The sequence below is a fragment of the Minwuia sp. IMCC3009 genome (assembly GCF_029909415.1).
In the GTDB taxonomy this organism is placed as follows: Bacteria; Pseudomonadota; Alphaproteobacteria; order Minwuiales; family Minwuiaceae; genus Minwuia.
Map to the genome: position 1 here is coordinate 1,118,288 of NZ_CP123781.1, position 19,553 is coordinate 1,137,840.

A 19,553-nucleotide genomic window follows, 5' to 3' on the forward strand; every position below is an offset into this window, starting at 1 on the left:
GGGGCAATTGGCGATTCGACGATCCCGAATTCCGCCTGCCCCCTCTAGGAAATGCCGTCGAAATGGCCCATATAGGGGCTGTCGGGCAACCGACTATGGCGATAAACGCTATACGAAATAGGCGTAACGGACCCGGGGGCAGTGCCCGGCGCCTCCACCAACTCCTCCAGCCGGACTTGTGCCGGGGACGATGGGACCCGATGGGGGCGAAACAGGATCGACGTGCGTAGTAAAGGTGTGGTTTTCGCCCGGCATGGTACCACCGTATCGGACCAACTTTGATAAGTGCCAATGATAATGAAATGGTGCTCGCTGCTTAATAGCTAAGCAAGCGCGGCCCGGGGGGCGCCGGGCAACAGAAGCCCCCCACCCAATTCCGGTCGCGACTGGCCAGACCCGCGGTGATACCGTGTCAGAGGGGGGCAGTCGCAGACCCGCGACTTCGGAGGGTACGATGAAATACGCACAGATGGTCGAGGATGCTCTCCGCGGGGTTGTCCGGCGCGCGCTGCATGCCGCGAACACCGAGGGGCTGCACGGCAACCACCATTTCTATGTCACGTTCCTGACCCGCTTTCCGGGCGTGGAACTGCCCGATCATCTGCTGGAGCGGTACGAGCACGACATGACCATCGTGCTGCAGCACCAGTACTGGGATCTGAAGGTGGAGGAGACCTTCTTCGAGGTCTCGCTAAGCTTCAACAAGCTGCCGACCCGCATTCATGTGCCCTATGCTGCCGTCACCTCCTTTGCCGACCCGAGCGTGCAGTTCGGTCTGCAGTTCGAGCCGCAGATGGACCAGATCGACAGCGAGTCGGTGGTGCCCGCCGGCAATGCCTTCGCACCGATGAAGGTGCCGGAGGAGTCCGGCGATTCGGAGGTTCCGGAGGCCGAAGAGAGCGGTGAAGGTGCGCCGGAGGAGAAGGCCGGCGAGGTCGTGTCGCTGGATGCGTTCCGCAAGAAGAGCTAGGACGCGACCGATTACCGGCTTGCCGCCGGTTCGCGATCAGCGGGCGTTCCGTGGACTCGGTCTTCTGTCCGGCAGATCGATGCAGCGCCGTCTCGACACATTGTGATCTCCTGTTGGCACTGTCCCAATATGCACCGTCCGTCGCGTTTCGGTGCATCGATCACGTCTATTTGCAATCACAGTTCGTGATTTGCGCAGGGTCAATCGCGCCGGCGCAATGTTAACGGCCATCACACTTCAGACCACCTGTCGGGAATGCCGGACTGCTGGTATTCGGGGCCAAGTACGCGATCTGGCGTCTGAATCTCCGTTTCCCGGCTGTTCTGCCGTTGGTGGATTCCCGGGAAGGTTCCCGTGCTGCGGATTTCTGGCCTGTTGCTTGCTGTTGTTTGATCAGCCCTCGGGCTCCCGACGACCCGGGCAGCAATCAGGATCCCCGACCCCCCAATCCATGCTGTCCGGGTCGCCGCGGTATCTCCGCAAGGCGGAGACGCCACCACTTTCCATATGCGTCAGTGACTGAGATGATCATCATGGCCCCGGCCCAGTGATGTGGAGAATGAACATGCGCAAGATTGCCCTGCTGCTCGCGATCACCCTGCTCTCGGCGCCCGTTGCCGCGGACGGCCTGTTCGGCAAGGCCAAGAACCTGCTGGGCGGTGCCACGCAGAGCATCCCGTCCCTTGGTGGTTCATCGTCCGGTTCCGCGCTGGGAGCGGACGAGGTCGGGCGGGGTCTCAAGGAAGCCCTTCGTATCGGCAGCGCCCGCGTGATCGACCAGGTCAGCGCGCTGGGGGGCTTCGAGAATGACAGCCTGATCCACATTCCGCTGCCCGACAATCTGGCCCGCGCGCAGAAGGTGCTGAACCGCATGGGGATGTCGAACCAGCTCGATGATCTGGAGACGCGCCTGAACCGTGCTGCGGAGACGGCATCGGTCAAGGCGCGCGACCTGTTTGTCGATGCGGTCGACACCATGACCATCGATGACGCCATGAACATCCTGAACGGCCCGAAGGACGCCGCGACGCAGTATTTCCGTCAACGCATGACGCCCGGCCTGCTGGCGGAAATGGAGCCGGTGGTGGACCGGAGTCTTTCCGAGGTCGGTGCGATCCAGGTCTACGAGAATGCGGTCGGCCAGTTCGGCAAGATGCCGCTTGTGCCGGACCTCAGGGCCGATCTGACAAGCCACGTGCTGGATCTGGGGCTGGACGGAATCTTCCATTATCTGGCGGTCGAGGAGGCGGCGATCCGCGCCAATCCTGCCAAGCGGACCACCGAACTGTTGCAGAAGGTCTTCGCGAACTGAGCCGTTTCGACGAACCAGCGCGTCAAGGGCTGTATCCATGACAGTTTCGTTTCATACTGTCTTTCGCAGACAGGCAATCAGGAGGGGCCGCAGTGCCAGATGATCTCGGCGCAGCAGAACAGCGCCGTTTCATCATCGTTGATGACGACCGGGTTGCCGCAGGCCATGCGGCGGCGCTGCTGAAGCGTGCCGGTCACGCGGTCGAGGTGTTTCAGTCGAGCCTTGAAGGGCTGGAGGCGATCCGGCGGGAGAAGCCGGATGGCGTGGTCACCGACATCATGATGCCGGACATGGACGGGCTGGAACTGACCCAGAAGCTGCGGGAGGATCCGGCGAATGCCGATACCCGCATCTTCGTCTTCTCCGGCAAGGCCTTCGACTACGACCGCCGCCGCGCGCTGGAGGTTGGTGCCGACGCCTTCATCCAGAAACCGATCAAGAGCGACGTGTTCCTGGAGACCGTGGAGCGCATCCTGAACGACACCGTGGAGGTGAAGTTCTGGGGCGTGCGCGGCACCCTGCCGAAACCCGGGCCGGACAGCCTGAAATATGGTGGGCAGACCAACTGCATCACCCTCAATTTTCCCCGCGGCCAGTTCTTCGTCTTCGATGCCGGCAGTGGCATTCGGGAGGTCGGGGACAGCCTGATGAAGGCCGGCAAGACCCGGACGGAGGGAAAGATCTTCATCTCCCATCCGCACTGGGACCACATAAACGCGCTGCCCTTCTTCGCGCCGCTCTATGTCACCGGCAATGACTACGAAATCCTGGGGCCGTCACATGGCTCCATGGGGATCGGCGATCTCGTCTCGGCGCAGATGGACGGCGCCTACTTCCCCATCACCGTCAGGGAGTTCGGTGCCCGTGTCACCTTTCGCGACCTGCGGGAGGGGACCTATGACGTCGCCGGGCTGAAGGTGCGCACGATGCTGCTGTCCCATCCCGGCTACTGCCTGGGCTACCGGGTCGAATATGGCGGACGGAGCTTCTGCTACATCACCGACAACGAGCTCTTCCTGCCCGAGTCCGACTATCACTCGCCGGAATACATGGACCAGCTTGCCGACTTCGTGCGCGGCACCGACCTGCTGGTGACCGACAGCACCTACACCGACGACGAATATGCCTCAAAGGTCGGCTGGGGCCACAGTTGCCTCAGCCAGGTCGTCGAACTGGCCTGCAGGGCGGAGGTCCGCGAACTCTGTCTCTACCACCACGACCCGTCCCAGGACGATGCCGCCATCGACGAGAAACTGCGCCTGGCGACGGAGATGATCGCGGAGAGGGGGGCGGCGGTGAAATGCTCCGCCCCTGCCGAAGGGATGAGTGTGAAGCTTTAGGTCGAACACTGTTCGTTCGCTTGAGTTGGCGGCGCGTTGCTTTCGATAGAATGTCTGGCACTGAATCCGTTGTCTGAAGCACATGGATCCAGCTTGACCCGGACGACGAGCAGGCGAGCAAGAGGGCTTCGCTATCAGATAGGTGCCAGTAAGATTCCAAATTATCTTTCGGCGTTCTATTTGAATTTCACCAAGGAAAGAAAATCGCTATGAATTTTTCGATGATGATCCTTGAGTGTTGTCGATATGGTGTAAGTGATTAATTGAAATGTTCTTTTTGGTCTTGATACAATTTTATTGAAATAAAGAACTTTAAGGCCTTGCCATTCTCCCGAATATATCAGGAGTGTGGATTTTCCTCCACCAAAATCACCGTCTTCTGCACTGTGTATGATGATATCTTCAGCTGAAATTCCAGCAGCAGTCGCGAAATTCTGAATTACAGCAGTACGCATGTATCTCAGGGTCATACCGTCTTCGTGCCCCAGTTTTTCAACGACAAAGATCCCGTAATTCCGGTCGTCAAGACGAAATTGCGCAGAAATTTCCCTCGATGCTGCGCCAATCCGGTTCCATCCTTGTTCAGCACCGCAGAAATCAAACTCCGGACTTATAGGAATGCAGTTGTTGCCTGTGTTCTCAGAGGTGGCCCGACAAATCTGGACAGTTGAGTTAGGTGGATTTTCTGCTCCCAATCCGGCAGCGTTGCCGGGACGAAGGAGCGAAGATGACAAGACGACCCAGGCGGAACCACAGCCCTGCCTTCAAAGCGAAAGTCGCATTGGCGGCGCTGAAGGGCGACAGGACGATGAGCGAGCTGGCGACGCAGTTCGACCTGCATCCCAATCAGATCAAGCAGTGGAAGGATCAGCTGCTTGAGGGCGTAACGGGTGTCTTCGATGACACGCCAAAGGCCGCGAAAGAGCCGCAGATCGACGTAAAGTCCCTGCACGCGAAGATTGGCCAGCTGGCGCTGGAAAACGATTTTTTAGAGGGCGCGCTCGACAAGGCCGGTCTGTTGCCGAGCGCAAGGAAATGACGGGCCCGGACCACAGGCTGAGCCTGACACGGCAAGCCCGGCTTCTCGGGATCAGCCGGGGCAGCCTGTATTACGCGCCGCGCCCGACCAGTGCGGCGGACCTCAAGCTTATGCGCAGAATTGACGAGTTGCACATGGACTACCCGTTCGCGGGCAGCCGTATGATGAAAGGGTTGCTGCGGCAGGAAGGCTTCACGGCCGGGCGGCTGCACGTGGCAACCTGCATGAAAACGATGGGCATTGAGGCGCTCTATCGCAGACCGAACACCAGCAAGCCTGCGCCCGGTCACAGGATCTATCCCTACCTGCTGCGCAAGCTGGCCGTGACGCAGCCCAATCAGGTCTGGGCCATGGATATTACCTACATTCCCATGGCCCGAGGGTTCGTCTATCTGGTCGCCGTTCTGGACTGGTTCAGCCGCAAGGTTCTGGCCTGGCGGCTGTCGGTGACGCTGGAAACAGCGCCGTGTCTGGAGGCCTTGAATGATGCCCTGCGCAGATATGGCAAGCCGGAGATCATGAACTCGGACCAAGGATCACAGTTCACGTCCATTGACTTCATCAAGGCGCTGAAGGACGCCGACATCCAGATCAGCATGGATGGCAAGGGCGCTTGGCGCGATAACGTGTTTGTCGAACGGCTCTGGCGCAGCGTCAAATACGAGGAGGTCTATCTGCACGCCTATGAAAGCGTGTCAGCCGCCCGACAGGGCATCGACCGATACCTGGCCTTCTACAACACAAGGAGACCGCATTCATCGCTGGAAGGGCAAACGCCCGATCAGGCATATCACATCAAGTTGCAACCAATCCCGGTGGCGGCATAACCAAGCGGAAAATCCACCTAAGAAACGGCTCGAAACTGTTCAAACGAACCGAACCACCTCTCGGGATGATCGGAAAGATGCACAGGATGTGTGCACCTTTCCAGAATGATGACAAAAGCGTCTGGCTTCGGCCGGAATGAGTCAAGCGCTACATGACATGGCGCAAATTTTGGGCGCGTGTATCATCTCTTGAGCGCGCATCTGTCCAGTTTTGCGGCAGAGCGTGGTTCGGAGACCTGATTTCACTGCACGCAGGGGCGCGATCCGCGACCAGCGGCAAGCCGGGATTTACCAGTCAGGCAAACGCACTAGCCTGGGCAGGGCAATGCATTTGGAGGGGACTATGCTGAAGATCTGGGGACGGACAAATTCGATCAACGTGCAGAAGGTCATGTGGACCGTCGCCGAACTGGGTCTGCCGCATGAGCATACCAGCGTCGGTGGTGCCTTCGGTGGCCTCGACACGGATGAATATGGTGCCATGAACCCCAACCGGCGGGTTCCGGTGATCACGGACGGCGATGTCACGATCTGGGAAAGCAATGCCATCGTGCGCTACCTGTGCGCAAAGTATTCTGCCGGAGCCCTGTGGGCGACCGATCCCGGGGAGCGCAGCGCCGCGGATCGCTGGATGGACTGGCAGGCGGCAAGCGTGGCGCCGGACCTCATCACCGTGTTCCTGGGGCTGATCCGCACCCCGGAGGCGGAGCGCAACATGACCGTCATCAACGCTGCCGTCGGGCGTCTGAATGCGCAGATGGGCATCCTCGACGCCCAGCTTCGGAAGACCGGTTGGGTCGCAGGCGAGACCCTGAGCATGGGCGACATTCCGACCGGGGCACTGGCCTATCGCTGGCTCAACATGCCCATCGACCGGCCCGATCTTTCCGCGGTCGTGGATTATCATGCGCGACTGGCGGAGCGTCCCGCCTTCCGCGAACATGTCATGATTCCGTTGAGCTGAGGGGGAGGAGACCATGGCCGATCAGCCGCATTCACGCCCACCGGTCGATCCGCAGTGCCAGATCGTGCTGGATGCCGCCGCGAGCGGGGGCTCCGCGTTCCAGAAGCCGACACCGCAGGCCATGCGCACCGGCTATGCGTCTATGATGGAGACATTCGCGCAGGCGACGCCTGAGCTTGCCCGCGTCGAGGACCTTGTCGTTCCCGCCTCCGGTACGGATCCGGAGGTGCCGATCCGGGTGTACCATCCGCCCGGCATCGGGGCCGCCGCGCCCGGGGTGATCTTCATGCACGGCGGTGGCTGGGTCATCGGTGATCTGGAAAGCCATGACGCGGTCTGCCGGACGCTGGCGTTTCGCTCCGACGCCGTCATCGTCTCCTTAGGGTACCGGCTTGCCCCGGAGCATCCGTTTCCCGCCGCTCCGATCGATTGCGAGCGTGCGACGCGTTTCATCGCCGACAATGCGGCTGACTTCGGCATTGACGCCTACCGTCTGGCACTTGCCGGGGACAGTGCCGGCGGCAATCTGGCGGCTGTGACCGCGCGCCGCCTGCGCGACGCCGGTGACGGCCCGGCCATTGCCCTGCAGGTGCTGACCTACCCCGCGACCCAGTTCACGGCGGAGGGAGGCAGCCTGGAGGAAAACGGCACCGGTTACCTGCTGACCAAGGCCACCATGGACCTGTTCCGGGGGATGTACATGCCGGATGAGACAGACTGGACCCATCCGGATGCATCACCACTGCTGGCGGAGGATCTGTCCGGGCTGCCGCCGGCGTTCGTGCAGGTTGCCGGGTATGATCCCCTGCGTGACGAGGGCGTTGCCTATGCCGGACGCCTGCGGGAAGCAGGCGTGCCGGTTCAGCTTGTCGAATATCCCACGATGATCCATGGCTTCCTGCGCATGGGCCGGGTTGTCAGTATCGCCCATGTCGCCATGGATGACATTGCTGCGGCATTGCGCCGGGCCTTCCGGGGCTGAGGACAGGGGGAGGGTTGCACCGCGCTGGTCAGCGCGCGTTCTCCAGGGTTCGCAGTCGCCGCAACTCGTCACGGGTTTCGGTGATGTCGCGCATGATGGAGAGAATGCCGGTGATCCTGCCGTCGTCGTCCGAGATGGGGGCGACGGTAAACTGGATCGAAATGGTCTTCCGCAGTAGGGTCAGCGCCGGCACATTCAGCAACTCGCTGGGCTGGTGGATGGATGTTCCGGTCTTCAGCATCGCGAAGTAGCCATTCCAGTGACGTTCGCGCAGCCGTTCCGGAATGATGATGTCCAGGGACTGTCCCAGCGCCTGGGTGGCGCTGTATCCGAATATCCGCGCAGCACCGTCGTTCCAGAAGGTGATGACGCCCTTCCTGTCGCACAGGACCGCCGCGTCGGGGATCTTCAGCAATGCCTGCAGTCCCGCCTGTTCGAGTTCCCTTTTGCTCAGGGTCGTGGGGGAGGCCTGATCGTTCATCCTGTTTCCTTCCGTGTCCGGTGCCACGCCGGACCAGGCCGGATCGACTTCATGCATGAAGCAGGGTGGAGAGGCATAGGCAGCCGGTTTCTCTTCTGGGTTGGTCATCGGTGACTCCCATTGATGATTGCCCCTGCAGGACAGGGGGAAGGAATGGTGGGCCTGTTCGGCGTGGGATGCCAATGCGTTGGCTGGCAAGCTGCCATGCGTATGGCTTGCCACGGGGGTGCGGCGGGGCGCAGGATAGCGGGCGCGGACGCTGTGGAATTTGGGGAGGTTACACAGGCATGACGCTCGAATTCGGAATCTCGCTCAGCCTTCAGGCGCATGCCGGCGCGGGCGAGACCGCTGCGCAGGTCTATGGCGAAGCACTGGAACTGGCGGCAGAGGCCAGCAGACTTGGCCTCGACAGCATCTGGGTCAGCGAGCACCATGGGGAGGCGGATGGCTATTGCCCGTCGCCCATCGTTGCCGGTGCCGCGCTGGCCGTCGCCGCGCCTGGCTGTCGCATCGGTCAGGCCATCGCGATAGCCCCGCTCTACGGCCATCCCATGCGTCTGGCGGAAGATCTCTCCGTGCTCGACAATCTGTCCGGCGGACGGGTGGAGATCGGTCTGGGGCAGGGCTACCGGCCAGAGGAGTTCGCGGCGGTCGGAGCCGACTATCGCCGCCGGACCCGTGCGTTCGAGGAAGCGCTCGAGGTGCTGGGGCTGGCCTGGACGGGGGAAGCATTCGACTATACCGGTGACATCTATCAGGCGGCGAATGCACGCCTGTGCCCGGCACCCCTGCGGCCCGGACCGCCGCCACTCTGGATCGGTGCAGCGGCACCCGTGTCGCGTGCCCGGGCGGTGCGTCATGGCGGCGGGCTGGTGATCTCGCCACTGGTCGAGGATCAGCATGCTGCGCGGCAGTTCCGTGATTTTGATCAGGAGGCGGCACGGCAGGGGCGGGCGGCACTGCCCCACGCGATCCTGCGGGAGGTCTTCTTCGGCGGCTCCGTGGAGGATGCGCTGAAACGGCACGAAGCCACCATTGATCTGGTCTATCGCCAGCAATATGCCCCCGAACGGACCGGCCTGACCTGGCGCGACCCGAAGACCGGGCAGAAACGTGCCATGACGCGCGACGATCCCGACTATCTTTCGCCCGACTTCGTGGAGGGGCGCTGGTTGATCGGGCCACCGGACCGGATCGTCGATGACATTGTCGCCGGACAGGCACCGATGAAGCTCGACCGGCTGGTCTGGCAACCGAAGTTGCCCGGCACGTCGCTGCAGAGTGCAGTGGAGAGCCTGGAGATCATGGTGCGCGACGTGATCGCACCCGTCCGGGCAAAACTGGCGGCCAGGGAGGGCCGAACATGATACCGAACCAGCCACCAAGTCCGTTTCTGAACGAGGATCATGAGGCCTGGCGCGACACCGTGCGCCGCTTCACGGAACGCGAGATCGAACCGCATGTCGAGGAATGGGAGGCGGCGGAACGCCTGCCGCGCGACCTCTATCGCAAGGCTGCGGAGATGGGCTTCTTCGCAGCACATTACCCGGAGGACGTGGGGGGTCTGGGCCTCGACGTCTTCTACATGATCATTGCCAGTCAGGAGATGGCGCGTGCCGGGGCGGGCGGCGTCAGTGCCAGCCTGGGCAGCCATGCCATCGGACTGCCGCCCGTGGTGCGCGCCGGTTCCGACGCCCTGAAGCGGCGGATCGTGCCGCAGGTGCTGTCGGGCGAGAAGATCATGGCGCTGGCGATCACGGAACCGTCGGGCGGATCGGATGTGGCCAACCTGCAAACCACAGCGCGTCGCGATGGCGACCACTATGTCGTCAATGGCTCCAAGACCTTCATCACCTCCGGCATGCAGGCGGACTTCATCACGGTGGCGGTGCGGACCGGCGGTCCGGGCATGGGGGGCGTCTCCCTGCTGCTGATCGAGGCGGGGATGGACGGTTTTACCCGGACACCGCTGCGCAAGATGGGCTGGCATGCCTCCGACACCGCCACGCTCTACTTCGACGATGTGCGGGTCCCGGTGGGCAACCTGATCGGGGAGGAGAACCAGGGGTTCCGCATCATCATGCAGAACTTCAATTACGAACGCCTGATGATGGCGGCGGGTTGCACCAGCTTTGCCCGGGTCTGCTACGACGAGACGGTCGCCTACGCGCAGCAGCGCCAGACCTTCGGCAAGCGGCTGATCGACCATCAGGTCGTGCGCCACAAGCTGGTGGACATGGCGATGCGCATCAGTGCCACCCAGGCGATGCTGGAATCGCTGGCCTGGCGCATCACCCAGGGTGACAACCCGGTGGCCGAGATCTGCATGCTGAAGAACCAGGCGACGCTGACGATGGAGCACTGCGCCCGCGAAGGAGTCCAGACCTTCGGCGGCGCGGGTTACCTGAAGGGGCCGAAGGTGGAGCGGATCTATCGGGAGGTGCGCGTCAATGCCATCGGAGGCGGGGCGGAGGAGATCATGCGCGATCTGGCGGCAAGGCAGCTCGGGTTCTGACCTGATCCGCACCGCCTGAGCGGCGTTGGCGACTACTTCTGCTTGCCGCCCGCGCGCGGCAGGCGGACGGTGAACCGGGCACCGCGAATGCCCATCAGCAGGCCGTGGCTGCCCACATCCTTCACGTTCTCCACGCTCATGCTGCCACCGTGGGCTTCCACGATCTGGCGACAGATGTTCAGGCCGAGACCGGAGTGGGTGCCGAAGGCCTCCCCCGCCGGGCGTTCGGAATAGAAGCGCTCGAAGATCTTCTGCCGTGCCTCCTCCGGCACGCCCGGACCCTCGTCCTCGACCGCCAGCAGAATCTGATCCGCCTCCGCCGAGACACGGATCATGACCTGCCCGTTCTCCGGGCTGAAGGACACCGCATTGTCGACCAGATTGCGCAGGACCTGTCCCAGCCGGTGCTCCGCGCCCATCACCCGCAGGTCCGCGCCCGACTGCACGTCGGTATTGATCCGCACGTTGGTCCAGGTGGATTGCAGGATTTCGCGCAGGGCAAGGACCATCTGACCGACATCGACGCTCTCACGCTCTATCCGTCCCATTTCGGCGTCGATACGTGACGCGTCGGAAATCTCGCTGATCAGGCGGTTCAGGCGCTGTACGTCCTCCAGAACGATGCGTGTGAGCTCCTTGCGCGCCTCCGGCTTGTCGGTGCGCTCCAGCGTTTCCACCGCACTGCGCAGGCTGGTCAGCGGGTTCTTCAGTTCGTGCGCCACGTCGGCGGCGAAGGCTTCGATGGCGCCCACGCGACCGTTGATCGCCTCCGTCATCGCGCGCAGTGAAACCGAAAGGTCGCCGATCTCGTCACGCCGCGCCTTCATGTCGGGAATGGCATCGTGGCCGCCGCCTTCCGCGCGCACCCGGTCGGCGGCGCGGGACAGGCGCTGGATCGGGCGGATGATGGAGCGCGAGAGGAAGAGCGACAGCATCAGCGTGATCAGTGCCGCCATGCCGAACACGGCGAGGGTTGCCGCCTGCTCCCGCCGGACGGCATCGTCGATTTCGTAGGTATCGACCGTGAGCACGATGGCGCCCAGAACGCGTTTCAGTGCCCTGACAGGTACGGCAACACCGATCACGAGCCGTCCGCCGGAAGTGCGCCAGACCTGGCTGACCTCGAACCCCTGCGCGGCGAGGGCAATGTCGGGCCAGTCACGCACCGTGCCGCCATTGGTCTCGCGATAGACCGGATAGTCGCCCCGGCGGGGTATCAGGTTCATCGCCCGATCCCACATGACGCCAAGCAGGCTCAGGGGGTCCGTCAGGTCACCGGGCGGCGGCAGGTCGCGACGTTCCACCTGCCGCTCGGCCGTCGGCAGGCGGCGGCTGTCGAGCATCAGACGCCCCTCCGGATCGAACAGCCGCGTCCGCGCACCGGTGGTCAGAACCGCGCGACGCAGGATGTAGGCGGCGAGGGCAGGGTCCAGCCGCAGCCGCTCGATGGGGCCGGCAAGGGCAGCCTCGCCCAGTGCGCCCGCCACCAGATGCGCCTCCTTCGCCAGGGCTTCCTGCCGCGCCTCCACCAGCCCGGCACGATACTGGTCCAGATAGAACCACGCGCCGACCAGCACCAGAAAGGCAGGCAGGTTGATGGCCAGTATGCGGCGGGCGAGGGGAGACAAGTGGAAACGGCCCGATCAGGTTTCGCGAAACCGGTAGCCGACGCCGTAGAGAGTGTCGATTGCCGCGAATTCGTCATCCACCACCTTGAACTTGCGGCGCAGGCGCTTGATGTGGCTGTCGATCGTGCGGTCGTCGACATAGACGTTGTCTTCGTAGGCTGCGTCCATCAACTGATCGCGGGTCTTCACGTGGCCGGGGCGCTGTGCCAGCGATTCCAGGATCAGGAATTCCGTGACAGTCAGCTTCACGGCCTTGCCGCGCCATTCACAATGGTGGCGGTTGGGGTCCAGGGTCAGATCGCCCCGCTCTATCACCTTCCGGTCATTGTCTTCCGACGGATTGGCCGCGGCTTCCCGGCGGCGCAGGACGGCGCGAATGCGCTCGATCAGCAGGCGCATGGAGAACGGCTTCTTGATGTAGTCGTCGGCCCCCATCTTCAGGCCCAGCACCTCATCAACCTCATCGTCCTTCGAGGTCAGGAAGATCACGGGCACATCGGAGGTGCGGCGCAGGCGGGTCAGTGTCTCCATCCCATCCATGCGCGGCATCTTGATGTCGAGCACGACCAGATCAACGGCCTGCGCGGTCAGTCCGCGCAGTGCCTCCGCCCCGTCCGAGAAGCTGCGGACGCGAAAGCCCTCACCCTCCAGCGCGATGGCAACGGATGTCAGGATGTTGCGGTCGTCATCGACCAGCGCGATCGTGTCACTCATCCCCAGTTCCCCCTCGGGTCGTTCTGTATCTGATCGTTGCATGGTCCTGTCTCTGACGAAAGCTGGACCGCAACGGGTCAGGATTGCGGCGATTCAGGGGCAGGGAAGACGCTTTTCTCTGACCCCGGCCAGCCCTCTCCCCCTCCCGGCCACCCATTTCAGGATACTTGCGTGGGTGGCCGGGAGGGGGAGAGGGCTGGCCGGGGTCAGCAAACAAACGCCTCCCGCGCTCTCACACCCGGCGCAGCGGACGGCGGGAGATCACGTTGAAACGGAAGGCGGCTATGGTCGTCGCCGCGACACAGCCCGCATAGATGCCGCCCATCAGACCCGGCGTGCCGAACTCCATGTGAAAGGCCAGCATCCAGGCGACGGGCGTGGCGATCAGCCAGAAGGCAACGAACTGTCCGGCCATGGGAAACCAGACATCACCGAGCCCGCGCAGTGCATTGACCAGCACGCCCTGCGATCCGTCGAAGATCATCATGCTGCTGGCGACCGCAAGGGCACCGATTGCCGTCGCCGCGACCGCTGCGTCGGAGGTGTAGAGGCCGGTCAGCAGGTCCGGGATCAGCACGAAGCAGGCGCCGAGCAGGATCATGGCAATGACCACCAGGCCAACGCCGACCCCACCGGCCATGCGGACCCCGTGCGGATCATTGCGCCCGACGGCATTGCCGACACGCACGCCGGTCGCCGCGCCGATGCCGATCGCCGACATGAAGACCAGTGCGACCAGGTTGTGCGCGATCTGGTAGCCCGCAACTTCCGCCTTGCCGAGGTGTCCGGCCATCTGCGTCATGGCCATGAAGGCTGCGGTCTCGATGAACATGCCAAGGCCCATGGGATAGCCGATGCGCCGGATGCGCTTGCCTGCCTCCGGTGCCGAGGGACCGCCGCCACGCACGCGATAGCGGTCGCGGCTGGGCATGAACCAGATGTAGGTCAGGGCGATCAGCGCAGTGGCCCAACGGGCGATGGTGGTGGCCAGTGCCGCACCTTCCGCGCCCATGGCGTCGCTGAAGGTGATGCCGGCAACCGAATTGCCATGGATCAGCAGCCAGTTGAGACCGAAGTTCAGCACGTTCGCGCCCAGCATGATGATCATGCCCGGGGCGGGTCGGCTGACTCCCTCGAGGAAGAAGGAACAGGCGACGAAGACCATCACGGCAGGCAGGCCCCAGCCGAGCATGTGCATGACCCGCCCTGCACCCTCTGCCAGGTCAGGGGCCTGACCCAGCGCCAGCAGGATCGCGATCCCGAACTGGCAGACAATGGCGAAGATGGTTCCGACGACCAGTGCATGGCCCAGCCCGACATGCCAGATATGACCTGCGCGTTCCGGCTCCCCCGCACCATCTGCCTGGCTGGTCAGCACGGTGACACCCAACAGGAATCCCAGACCCAGCAGTGTGAGGGCGATGGTCGGCGACAGGCCCAGCCCGAAATAGGCCAGCTCGTCCCCGCCTGCGCTGCCTGCCATGGCCGTATCGACAGCCATCATGATCAGCACGCCGGACCGCGCGATGACCACCGGTCCCGCCAGCTTCAGTGTCTGCCAGATGTGGTGGCGCAGCGACTGGGGCATGCCCGGCGCGGCGACGCTCACGCGCTGCTGCGGGTCATGGAGAGGAAGACATCCTCCAGGTCCGACTCCTCCGTCGACAGGTCGGCGATGGTGTGACCGGCGGCCTGGACTGCGGCCAGAATCTCGCCGATGGAGCGTTCGGAGGGATGGTAGCTGACGCACAGGCGACCGAATTCGTCCACGGTGGCACCCAGCCGTTGCAGCCGGTCGGAGATCCCGTCGATCTCCCGGTCGAGCCGCATCGCGACCGACTTGTGGTCCAGCCGACGGATCATCGTTTCCTTCGGCTCACAGGCCGCCACCTCGCCATGGTTGATGATGGCGATGGTGTCGCACAGCTCTTCGGCTTCCTCCAGATAGTGGGTCGTCAGCATGATGGTGGTGCCGTCCTGGTTGAGGGCGCGGATGTAGTGCCAGAGCTGCTGGCGCAACTCCACATCGACGCCTGCAGTCGGCTCGTCCAGTACCAGAACGGGCGGGCGATGGATCATGGCCTTTGCCACCAGCAACCGCCGCCGCATGCCCCCCGACAGCGAGCGCGAATAGACATCGGCCTTGTCGGCCAGGCCCATGGCGTCCAGCACCTCCATCGTCGCGCGTTCCTTGCGCGGCACGCCGTAGAGGCCGGCCTGGAACTCGACCACCTCCCGGGGGGTGAAGAAGGCATCCAGGTTCAGTTCCTGCGGCACGACACCGATTGCCGCCCGCGCCTGGCGGGGATGACTGTCGATGTCCATGCCCCAGATGGAGGCGGTGCCGCTGGTCTTCATCACCAGCCCGGCTAGGATATTGATGAAGGTGGACTTGCCCGCCCCGTTGGGGCCGAGCAGCGCGAAGAATGATCCGCGCGGCACGGTCAGATCGACGCCTTTCAGCGCCTGCTTGATGCCGTCGGATTTCTTGCCGCGATAGGTCTTGCGCAGATCCCGCGTCTGGATGGCGTTGTCGGTCATGCAGGGTCCCGTCGTGTTGGTTCGACATGCTGCTCCGTCGGGGCAGGCGTCGTGTGCCGGTCGGCAATGCAGTGGGCATGATCGGCAAGGGATTCGATGACGCGACAGTCGGCCACCGTGCCGCCCGCGCATTGGTCGATCATGCGACACAGTTCCTGCCGCAAGCTGGCCAGACTTGCAAGCCTGCGCTCGACCTCCTGCAACTGGTGACGGGCGATGGTGTCCGCGCTGGCACACGACCGTTCCGGGTCATCGCTGAGGTCGAGCAGGGCGCGAACATCTGCCAGCGGGAAGCCCATGTCGCGGCAGTGGCGGATGAACCGCAGCCGATCGACCTGCTGCTGGCCATAGCGCCGCTGGTTGCCGACGGTGCGCTCCGGCTCCGGCAGCAGGCCGATGTCCTCATAGTAGCGGATGGTCGGAACCTTGGTTCCGGTCTCCGCAGACAATTGTCCGATTCCCAGCATTTCCCTGCTCCGGCGAAAAATCTGGAGGTCCACCAAGATAGCCCTTGAACCTCTAGTTACTGGAGATCCCATGTTGCAGGCATCACAGTGAAGTCAAGGAGACAGCCATGGGTGCCGGATGCAATCACGGCGCGGAACTGCCTGCCGACAGGCCGGAGATTCGCCGGATCCTGCTGATCGTCATTGCCATCAATGCGGTGATGTTCGTGGTGGAGGTTGCGGCCAGCGTTCAGTCCGGCTCTCTGGCGCTGCTCAGTGATTCGCTCGACTTTGCCGGGGATGCGGCGACCTATGGCATCAGCCTCGCGGTCCTGTCCGCCAGTCTGCGGACCCGGTCCTGGGCGGCAATCCTGAAGGCCGCCAGCATGGCACTGTTCGGTATCTGGATCCTGGCTGCGGCCGTGCGGGCAGCGATCATGGGTGATGTGCCCGATGCGACGACCATGAGCGCGATCGGCGGTCTGGCCCTGGCGGCCAACCTGATCAGCGTCCTGTTCCTGCTGCGGTTCCGCAGCGGCGACGCCAATCTGCGCTCCGTCTGGTTCTGCAGCCGCAATGACGCCATAAACAATGTCGCGGTGATTCTCGCCGGTGCCGGTGTCTTCGCCAGTGCCAGCCGCTGGCCCGATCTGGTCGTCGCCAGCATCATGGCACTGCTGGCATTCTGGAGCGCGGTTTCGGTGCTGAGGCAGGCGCGGCATGAACTTCGCCATGGGGCGCCGGGCCATGCTTGAACGGTGCGCTGCCGACGCTATCATCGCGGCCACGCAACAGCACAGGGGCCGAGGCCATGGAACCAGCGGAAATCGTTGAAACGGAAGACAAGCGCGTCGCCTGCGACGGCGACAATGGCCCGCTCGGCCATCCCAGGGTGTTCCTGGAGATGGGGAACGAGAACTCCATCGATTGCCCCTACTGCGGTCGACGCTTCGTCCTGAAGGAAGGTGCGGGCCACGCCGCGGCGCATTGAGCCGACCATGAGTGACGGTTCCGGCGCGGAGAAGACGCAGCATCTGGTCTATCTGGTCGATGGCTCCGGCTACATCTTCCGGGCCTATCATGCGCTGCCGCCACTGACCCGTGCCGACGGTACGCCGGTCAATGCGGTGCTCGGCTTCTGCAACATGCTCTACAAGCTGCTCGATGATCTGACGTCGGCCGGCAAGGCGAGCCATCTGGCGGTCATCTTCGATACGTCGCGGAAGACGTTCCGGTCCGAGATCTATCCCGAGTACAAGGCCAACCGTCCGCCCGCGCCGGAAGACCTGATCCCGCAGTTCCCGCTGTTCCGGGAGGCGGTGGAGGCCTTTGGCGTGCCGTCGCTGGAGATGGACGGCTTCGAGGCCGATGACCTGATCGCCACTTTCGCGCAGCACGCGCGGGAGGACGGGCATGAGGTGGTCATCGTCTCCTCCGACAAGGATCTGATGCAGCTTGTCGATGATGGCGTGACCATGCTCGACCCGATGAAGAACCGCAGGATCGGCCCTGCCGAGGTGCGGGAGAAGTTCTTTGTCGATCCCGACAAGGTCGTCGACATTCAGGCCCTCGCCGGAGACTCGACCGACAATGTGCCGGGCGTGCCGGGCATCGGCGTCAAGACAGCGGCGCAACTGATTGACGAATATGGCGATCTCGACTCCCTGCTGGCGCGGGCGGAGGAGATCAAGCAGCCGAAGCGGCGCCAGAACCTGATCGAGCACGCGGAGCTGGCGCGGATCAGCCGCCAGCTCGTGACGCTGAAACGGGACGTGCCGGTCAACGAGGCTTTCCTGGATTTCACCATCGGTCCGCCGGATCTGGCGAAGCTGACCGGATTTCTGGAGGCGAACGAGTTCCGTTCCCTGACCACAAAGGTGCGCAACCGGTTTGGCACGGAAGGTGAGGTCGAGGCCGCCCGCGCCGCCGAAGCTGCCGCCCCGGCGGATGCGGCCTATGAACTGGTCCAGGATGTGGACAGCCTGAAACGCTGGATCGCAGCGGCGGAGAAGGCGGGGGTTGTCGCGGTGGATACGGAGACGACGTCTCTGGATGCGGTCGCCGCGGAACTCGTCGGAATCTCCATGGCGACCGCGCCGGGACAGGCCTGCTACATCCCGCTGCGCCACAAGGGCAAGGTGCCGGAGGGGCAGCTGGACCTGGGCGGCGAGGCCGCTGACGATCCTGAGCAGATTCCTGTCGAGGAAGCCCTGGACCTGCTGCGTCCGCTGTTCGCCGATCCCGGCGTGCTGAAGGTCGGCCAGAACATCAAGTACGACCAGACGGTACTGACCCGCGCCGGGGCGCCGCTGGACCCGATCGACGACACCATGCTGCTGTCCTTCGTGCTCGACGCCGGACAGCATGGTCACGGGATGGACGAACTCGCGCGGCTGCATCTGGACCACACGCCGATCCCCTACAAGGAAGTCGCGGGCACCGGCAAGGCGCAGGTCACCTTCGACCGTGTGCCGCTCGACAAGGCGCTGGACTATGCGGCGGAGGATGCGGACGTGACCCTGCGGCTCTGGCAGTTGCTGAAGCCGCGACTGGTGCATGAACGGATGGTCACCCTCTACGAGACCATCGAACGGCCGCTGGTGCCGGTGATTGCCGGCATGGAGCAGGCCGGGATCAAGGTGGACCGGAAGATCCTGGAGGACATGTCGGCGGACTTCGAACAGCGCGCCGCCGAGATCGAGAAGGAGATTCACGGTCTGGTAGGGGAAGAGTTCAACGTCGGCAGCCCGAAGCAGCTCGGCGAGATCCTGTTCGACAGGATGAGCCTCAGCGGCGGCAAGAAGACCAAGACCGGGGCCTATCAGACCGGCGCAGAGGTGCTGGAGGATCTGGCCGCGCAGGGCGTGGACCTTGCCCGGCGCGTGCTGGACTGGCGGCAGCTTACCAAGCTGAAATCGACCTACACGGATGCCCTGCCGCGGGAGATCAATCCCGAGACCGGGCGCGTCCACACCGCCTATCACATGGCCGGTGCGGCGACGGGGCGGCTGTCGTCATCGGATCCCAACCTGCAGAACATTCCGATCCGGACGGAGGAGGGGCGGAAGATCCGTACCGCCTTCATCGCGGAGGAGGGGCATACCCTGATCTCCGCGGACTACAGCCAGATCGAACTGCGCATCCTGGCCGACATCGCCGGAATCGACTCCCTGAAACAGGCGTTTGCGGATGGTGTGGACATTCACGCCCTGACCGCGTCCCAGGTCTTCGGCGTCCCGCTGGAGGACATGGACGGGGCGACCCGCCGCCGGGCCAAGGCGATCAACTTCGGCATCATCTACGGTATCTCGGCCTTCGGACTGTCGCGCCAGCTCCAGATCCCGCAGGGGGAGGCGAAGCAGTTCATCGACGCCTATTTCGAGCGCTATCCGGGCGTGAAGGACTACATGGACCGCACCAAGGCGGAGGCGCGGGAAGCGGGCTCCGTCATGACCCTGTTCGGGCGGCGGATTCACCTGCGCGGCATCAAGGACAAGAACCCGGCGATGCGCAGCTTCTCGGAGCGTGCGGCGATCAACGCGCCCATCCAGGGCACGGCGGCGGACGTGATCAAGCGCGCCATGATCCGCATTCCCGACGGGCTGGCGCAGGCCGGACTGAAGGCGCGGATGCTGTTGCAGGTGCATGACGAACTGATCTTCGAGGCCCCGGATGCGGAGGTCGAGGCGACCATTGCAACGGTGCGCCGGATCATGGAAGGCGCGGCACGCCTGTCAGTGCCCCTGGTGGCCGAGGCCGGGCAGGGCCACAGTTGGGCCGACGCGCACTGATAG

General features: G+C 63.7%; 18 protein-coding genes and 1 other RNA gene. 12 read left to right on the plus strand and 7 right to left on the minus strand.

The window, feature by feature from the left end:
• Positions 1 to 41: 41 nt before the first annotated feature.
• The 4 genes from ssrA (at position 42) to QGV55_RS05305 (ending at position 3,622) form a co-directional block, all read left to right on the plus strand.
• Positions 42 to 371: a transfer-messenger RNA gene (ssrA, locus tag QGV55_RS05290) on the plus strand.
• A gap of 83 nt (positions 372 to 454) precedes the next feature.
• A complete protein-coding gene (locus QGV55_RS05295) occupies positions 455 to 970 on the plus strand; it encodes a ClpXP protease specificity-enhancing factor SspB (protein WP_281017888.1) in 516 nt (171 codons plus the stop codon).
• A 565-nt stretch (positions 971 to 1,535) separates the two neighbouring features.
• Complete coding sequence (locus QGV55_RS05300) at positions 1,536 to 2,282, plus strand: DUF4197 domain-containing protein (protein WP_281017887.1); 747 nt, start codon at positions 1,536 to 1,538, stop codon at positions 2,280 to 2,282.
• 92 nt (positions 2,283 to 2,374) lie between these two features.
• Positions 2,375 to 3,622, plus strand: coding sequence for a response regulator (locus QGV55_RS05305; RefSeq protein WP_281017886.1), 1,248 nt, complete (start codon positions 2,375 to 2,377; stop codon positions 3,620 to 3,622).
• 176 nt (positions 3,623 to 3,798) lie between these two features.
• On the opposite strand, the gene QGV55_RS05310 is transcribed toward QGV55_RS05305, so the two are convergent.
• Entirely contained in the window at positions 3,799 to 4,317 is a 519-nt protein-coding gene (locus tag QGV55_RS05310; protein WP_281020077.1) for a hypothetical protein, read from the minus strand.
• Between the two features lie 32 nt (positions 4,318 to 4,349).
• Between QGV55_RS05310 and QGV55_RS05315 the strand changes: the two genes are divergently transcribed.
• The 3 genes from QGV55_RS05315 to QGV55_RS05325 all read left to right on the plus strand — a co-directional run bounded on the left by QGV55_RS05315 (position 4,350) and on the right by QGV55_RS05325 (position 7,434).
• Positions 4,350 to 5,488, plus strand: a protein-coding gene (locus tag QGV55_RS05315; protein WP_281015974.1) for an IS3 family transposase whose coding sequence is annotated in 2 segments (ribosomal slippage) — positions 4,350 to 4,614 and positions 4,614 to 5,488 — 1,140 coding nt in all. Because the reading frame shifts where the segments join, the coding sequence is not laid out codon by codon here.
• Positions 5,489 to 5,831: 343 nt separating this feature from the next.
• Positions 5,832 to 6,452, plus strand: a complete 621-nt coding sequence (locus QGV55_RS05320; RefSeq protein ID WP_281017884.1) for a glutathione S-transferase family protein — start codon at positions 5,832 to 5,834, stop codon at positions 6,450 to 6,452.
• 13 nt (positions 6,453 to 6,465) lie between these two features.
• Positions 6,466 to 7,434: an alpha/beta hydrolase gene (locus QGV55_RS05325; protein WP_281017883.1), complete on the plus strand. Its 969-nt coding sequence runs from the start codon at positions 6,466 to 6,468 to the stop codon at positions 7,432 to 7,434.
• Between the two features lie 28 nt (positions 7,435 to 7,462).
• Here QGV55_RS05325 and QGV55_RS05330 read toward each other — a convergent pair whose 3' ends face one another.
• Entirely contained in the window at positions 7,463 to 8,023 is a 561-nt protein-coding gene (locus QGV55_RS05330; protein ID WP_281017882.1) for a PAS domain-containing protein, read from the minus strand.
• 179 nt (positions 8,024 to 8,202) lie between these two features.
• Here QGV55_RS05330 and QGV55_RS05335 point away from each other — a divergent pair, with 179 nt between their 5' ends.
• Positions 8,203 to 9,282, plus strand: coding sequence for an LLM class flavin-dependent oxidoreductase (locus tag QGV55_RS05335; RefSeq protein ID WP_281017881.1), 1,080 nt, complete (start codon positions 8,203 to 8,205; stop codon positions 9,280 to 9,282).
• A complete protein-coding gene (locus tag QGV55_RS05340; RefSeq protein ID WP_281017880.1) occupies positions 9,279 to 10,430 on the plus strand; it encodes an acyl-CoA dehydrogenase family protein in 1,152 nt (383 codons plus the stop codon). The genes QGV55_RS05335 and QGV55_RS05340 overlap by 4 nt, the downstream gene beginning before the upstream one ends.
• A 32-nt stretch (positions 10,431 to 10,462) precedes the next feature.
• On the opposite strand, the gene QGV55_RS05345 is transcribed toward QGV55_RS05340, so the two are convergent.
• The 5 genes from QGV55_RS05345 to QGV55_RS05365 form a co-directional block, all read right to left on the minus strand.
• Positions 10,463 to 12,058, minus strand: a complete 1,596-nt coding sequence (locus QGV55_RS05345; RefSeq protein WP_281017879.1) for a stimulus-sensing domain-containing protein — start codon at positions 12,056 to 12,058, stop codon at positions 10,463 to 10,465.
• A gap of 15 nt (positions 12,059 to 12,073) precedes the next feature.
• Positions 12,074 to 12,772 carry a response regulator transcription factor gene (locus QGV55_RS05350; protein ID WP_281017878.1) on the minus strand — a complete coding sequence of 233 codons (699 nt, stop codon included), beginning with the start codon at positions 12,770 to 12,772 and terminating at the stop codon, positions 12,074 to 12,076.
• Positions 12,773 to 13,004: 232 nt separating this feature from the next.
• Entirely contained in the window at positions 13,005 to 14,381 is a 1,377-nt protein-coding gene (locus QGV55_RS05355; protein ID WP_281017877.1) for an MATE family efflux transporter, read from the minus strand.
• Entirely contained in the window at positions 14,378 to 15,313 is a 936-nt protein-coding gene (locus QGV55_RS05360; RefSeq protein WP_281017876.1) for an ABC transporter ATP-binding protein, read from the minus strand. Before QGV55_RS05360 ends, QGV55_RS05355 begins: the two co-directional genes overlap by 4 nt.
• Entirely contained in the window at positions 15,310 to 15,780 is a 471-nt protein-coding gene (locus QGV55_RS05365) for a helix-turn-helix domain-containing protein (protein WP_281017875.1), read from the minus strand. Before QGV55_RS05365 ends, QGV55_RS05360 begins: the two co-directional genes overlap by 4 nt.
• 107 nt (positions 15,781 to 15,887) lie before the next feature.
• Here QGV55_RS05365 and QGV55_RS05370 point away from each other — a divergent pair, with 107 nt between their 5' ends.
• The 3 genes from QGV55_RS05370 to polA are packed head-to-tail and all read left to right on the plus strand — an operon-like array spanning position 15,888 to position 19,550.
• Positions 15,888 to 16,514, plus strand: coding sequence for a cation transporter (locus QGV55_RS05370; RefSeq protein WP_281017874.1), 627 nt, complete (start codon positions 15,888 to 15,890; stop codon positions 16,512 to 16,514).
• A gap of 56 nt (positions 16,515 to 16,570) precedes the next feature.
• Complete coding sequence (locus QGV55_RS05375) at positions 16,571 to 16,750, plus strand: zinc-finger domain-containing protein (protein ID WP_281017873.1); 180 nt, start codon at positions 16,571 to 16,573, stop codon at positions 16,748 to 16,750.
• A 7-nt stretch (positions 16,751 to 16,757) separates the two neighbouring features.
• Positions 16,758 to 19,550 carry a DNA polymerase I gene (gene polA, locus QGV55_RS05380; RefSeq protein WP_281017872.1) on the plus strand — a complete coding sequence of 931 codons (2,793 nt, stop codon included), beginning with the start codon at positions 16,758 to 16,760 and terminating at the stop codon, positions 19,548 to 19,550.
• Positions 19,551 to 19,553 lie beyond the last annotated feature (3 nt).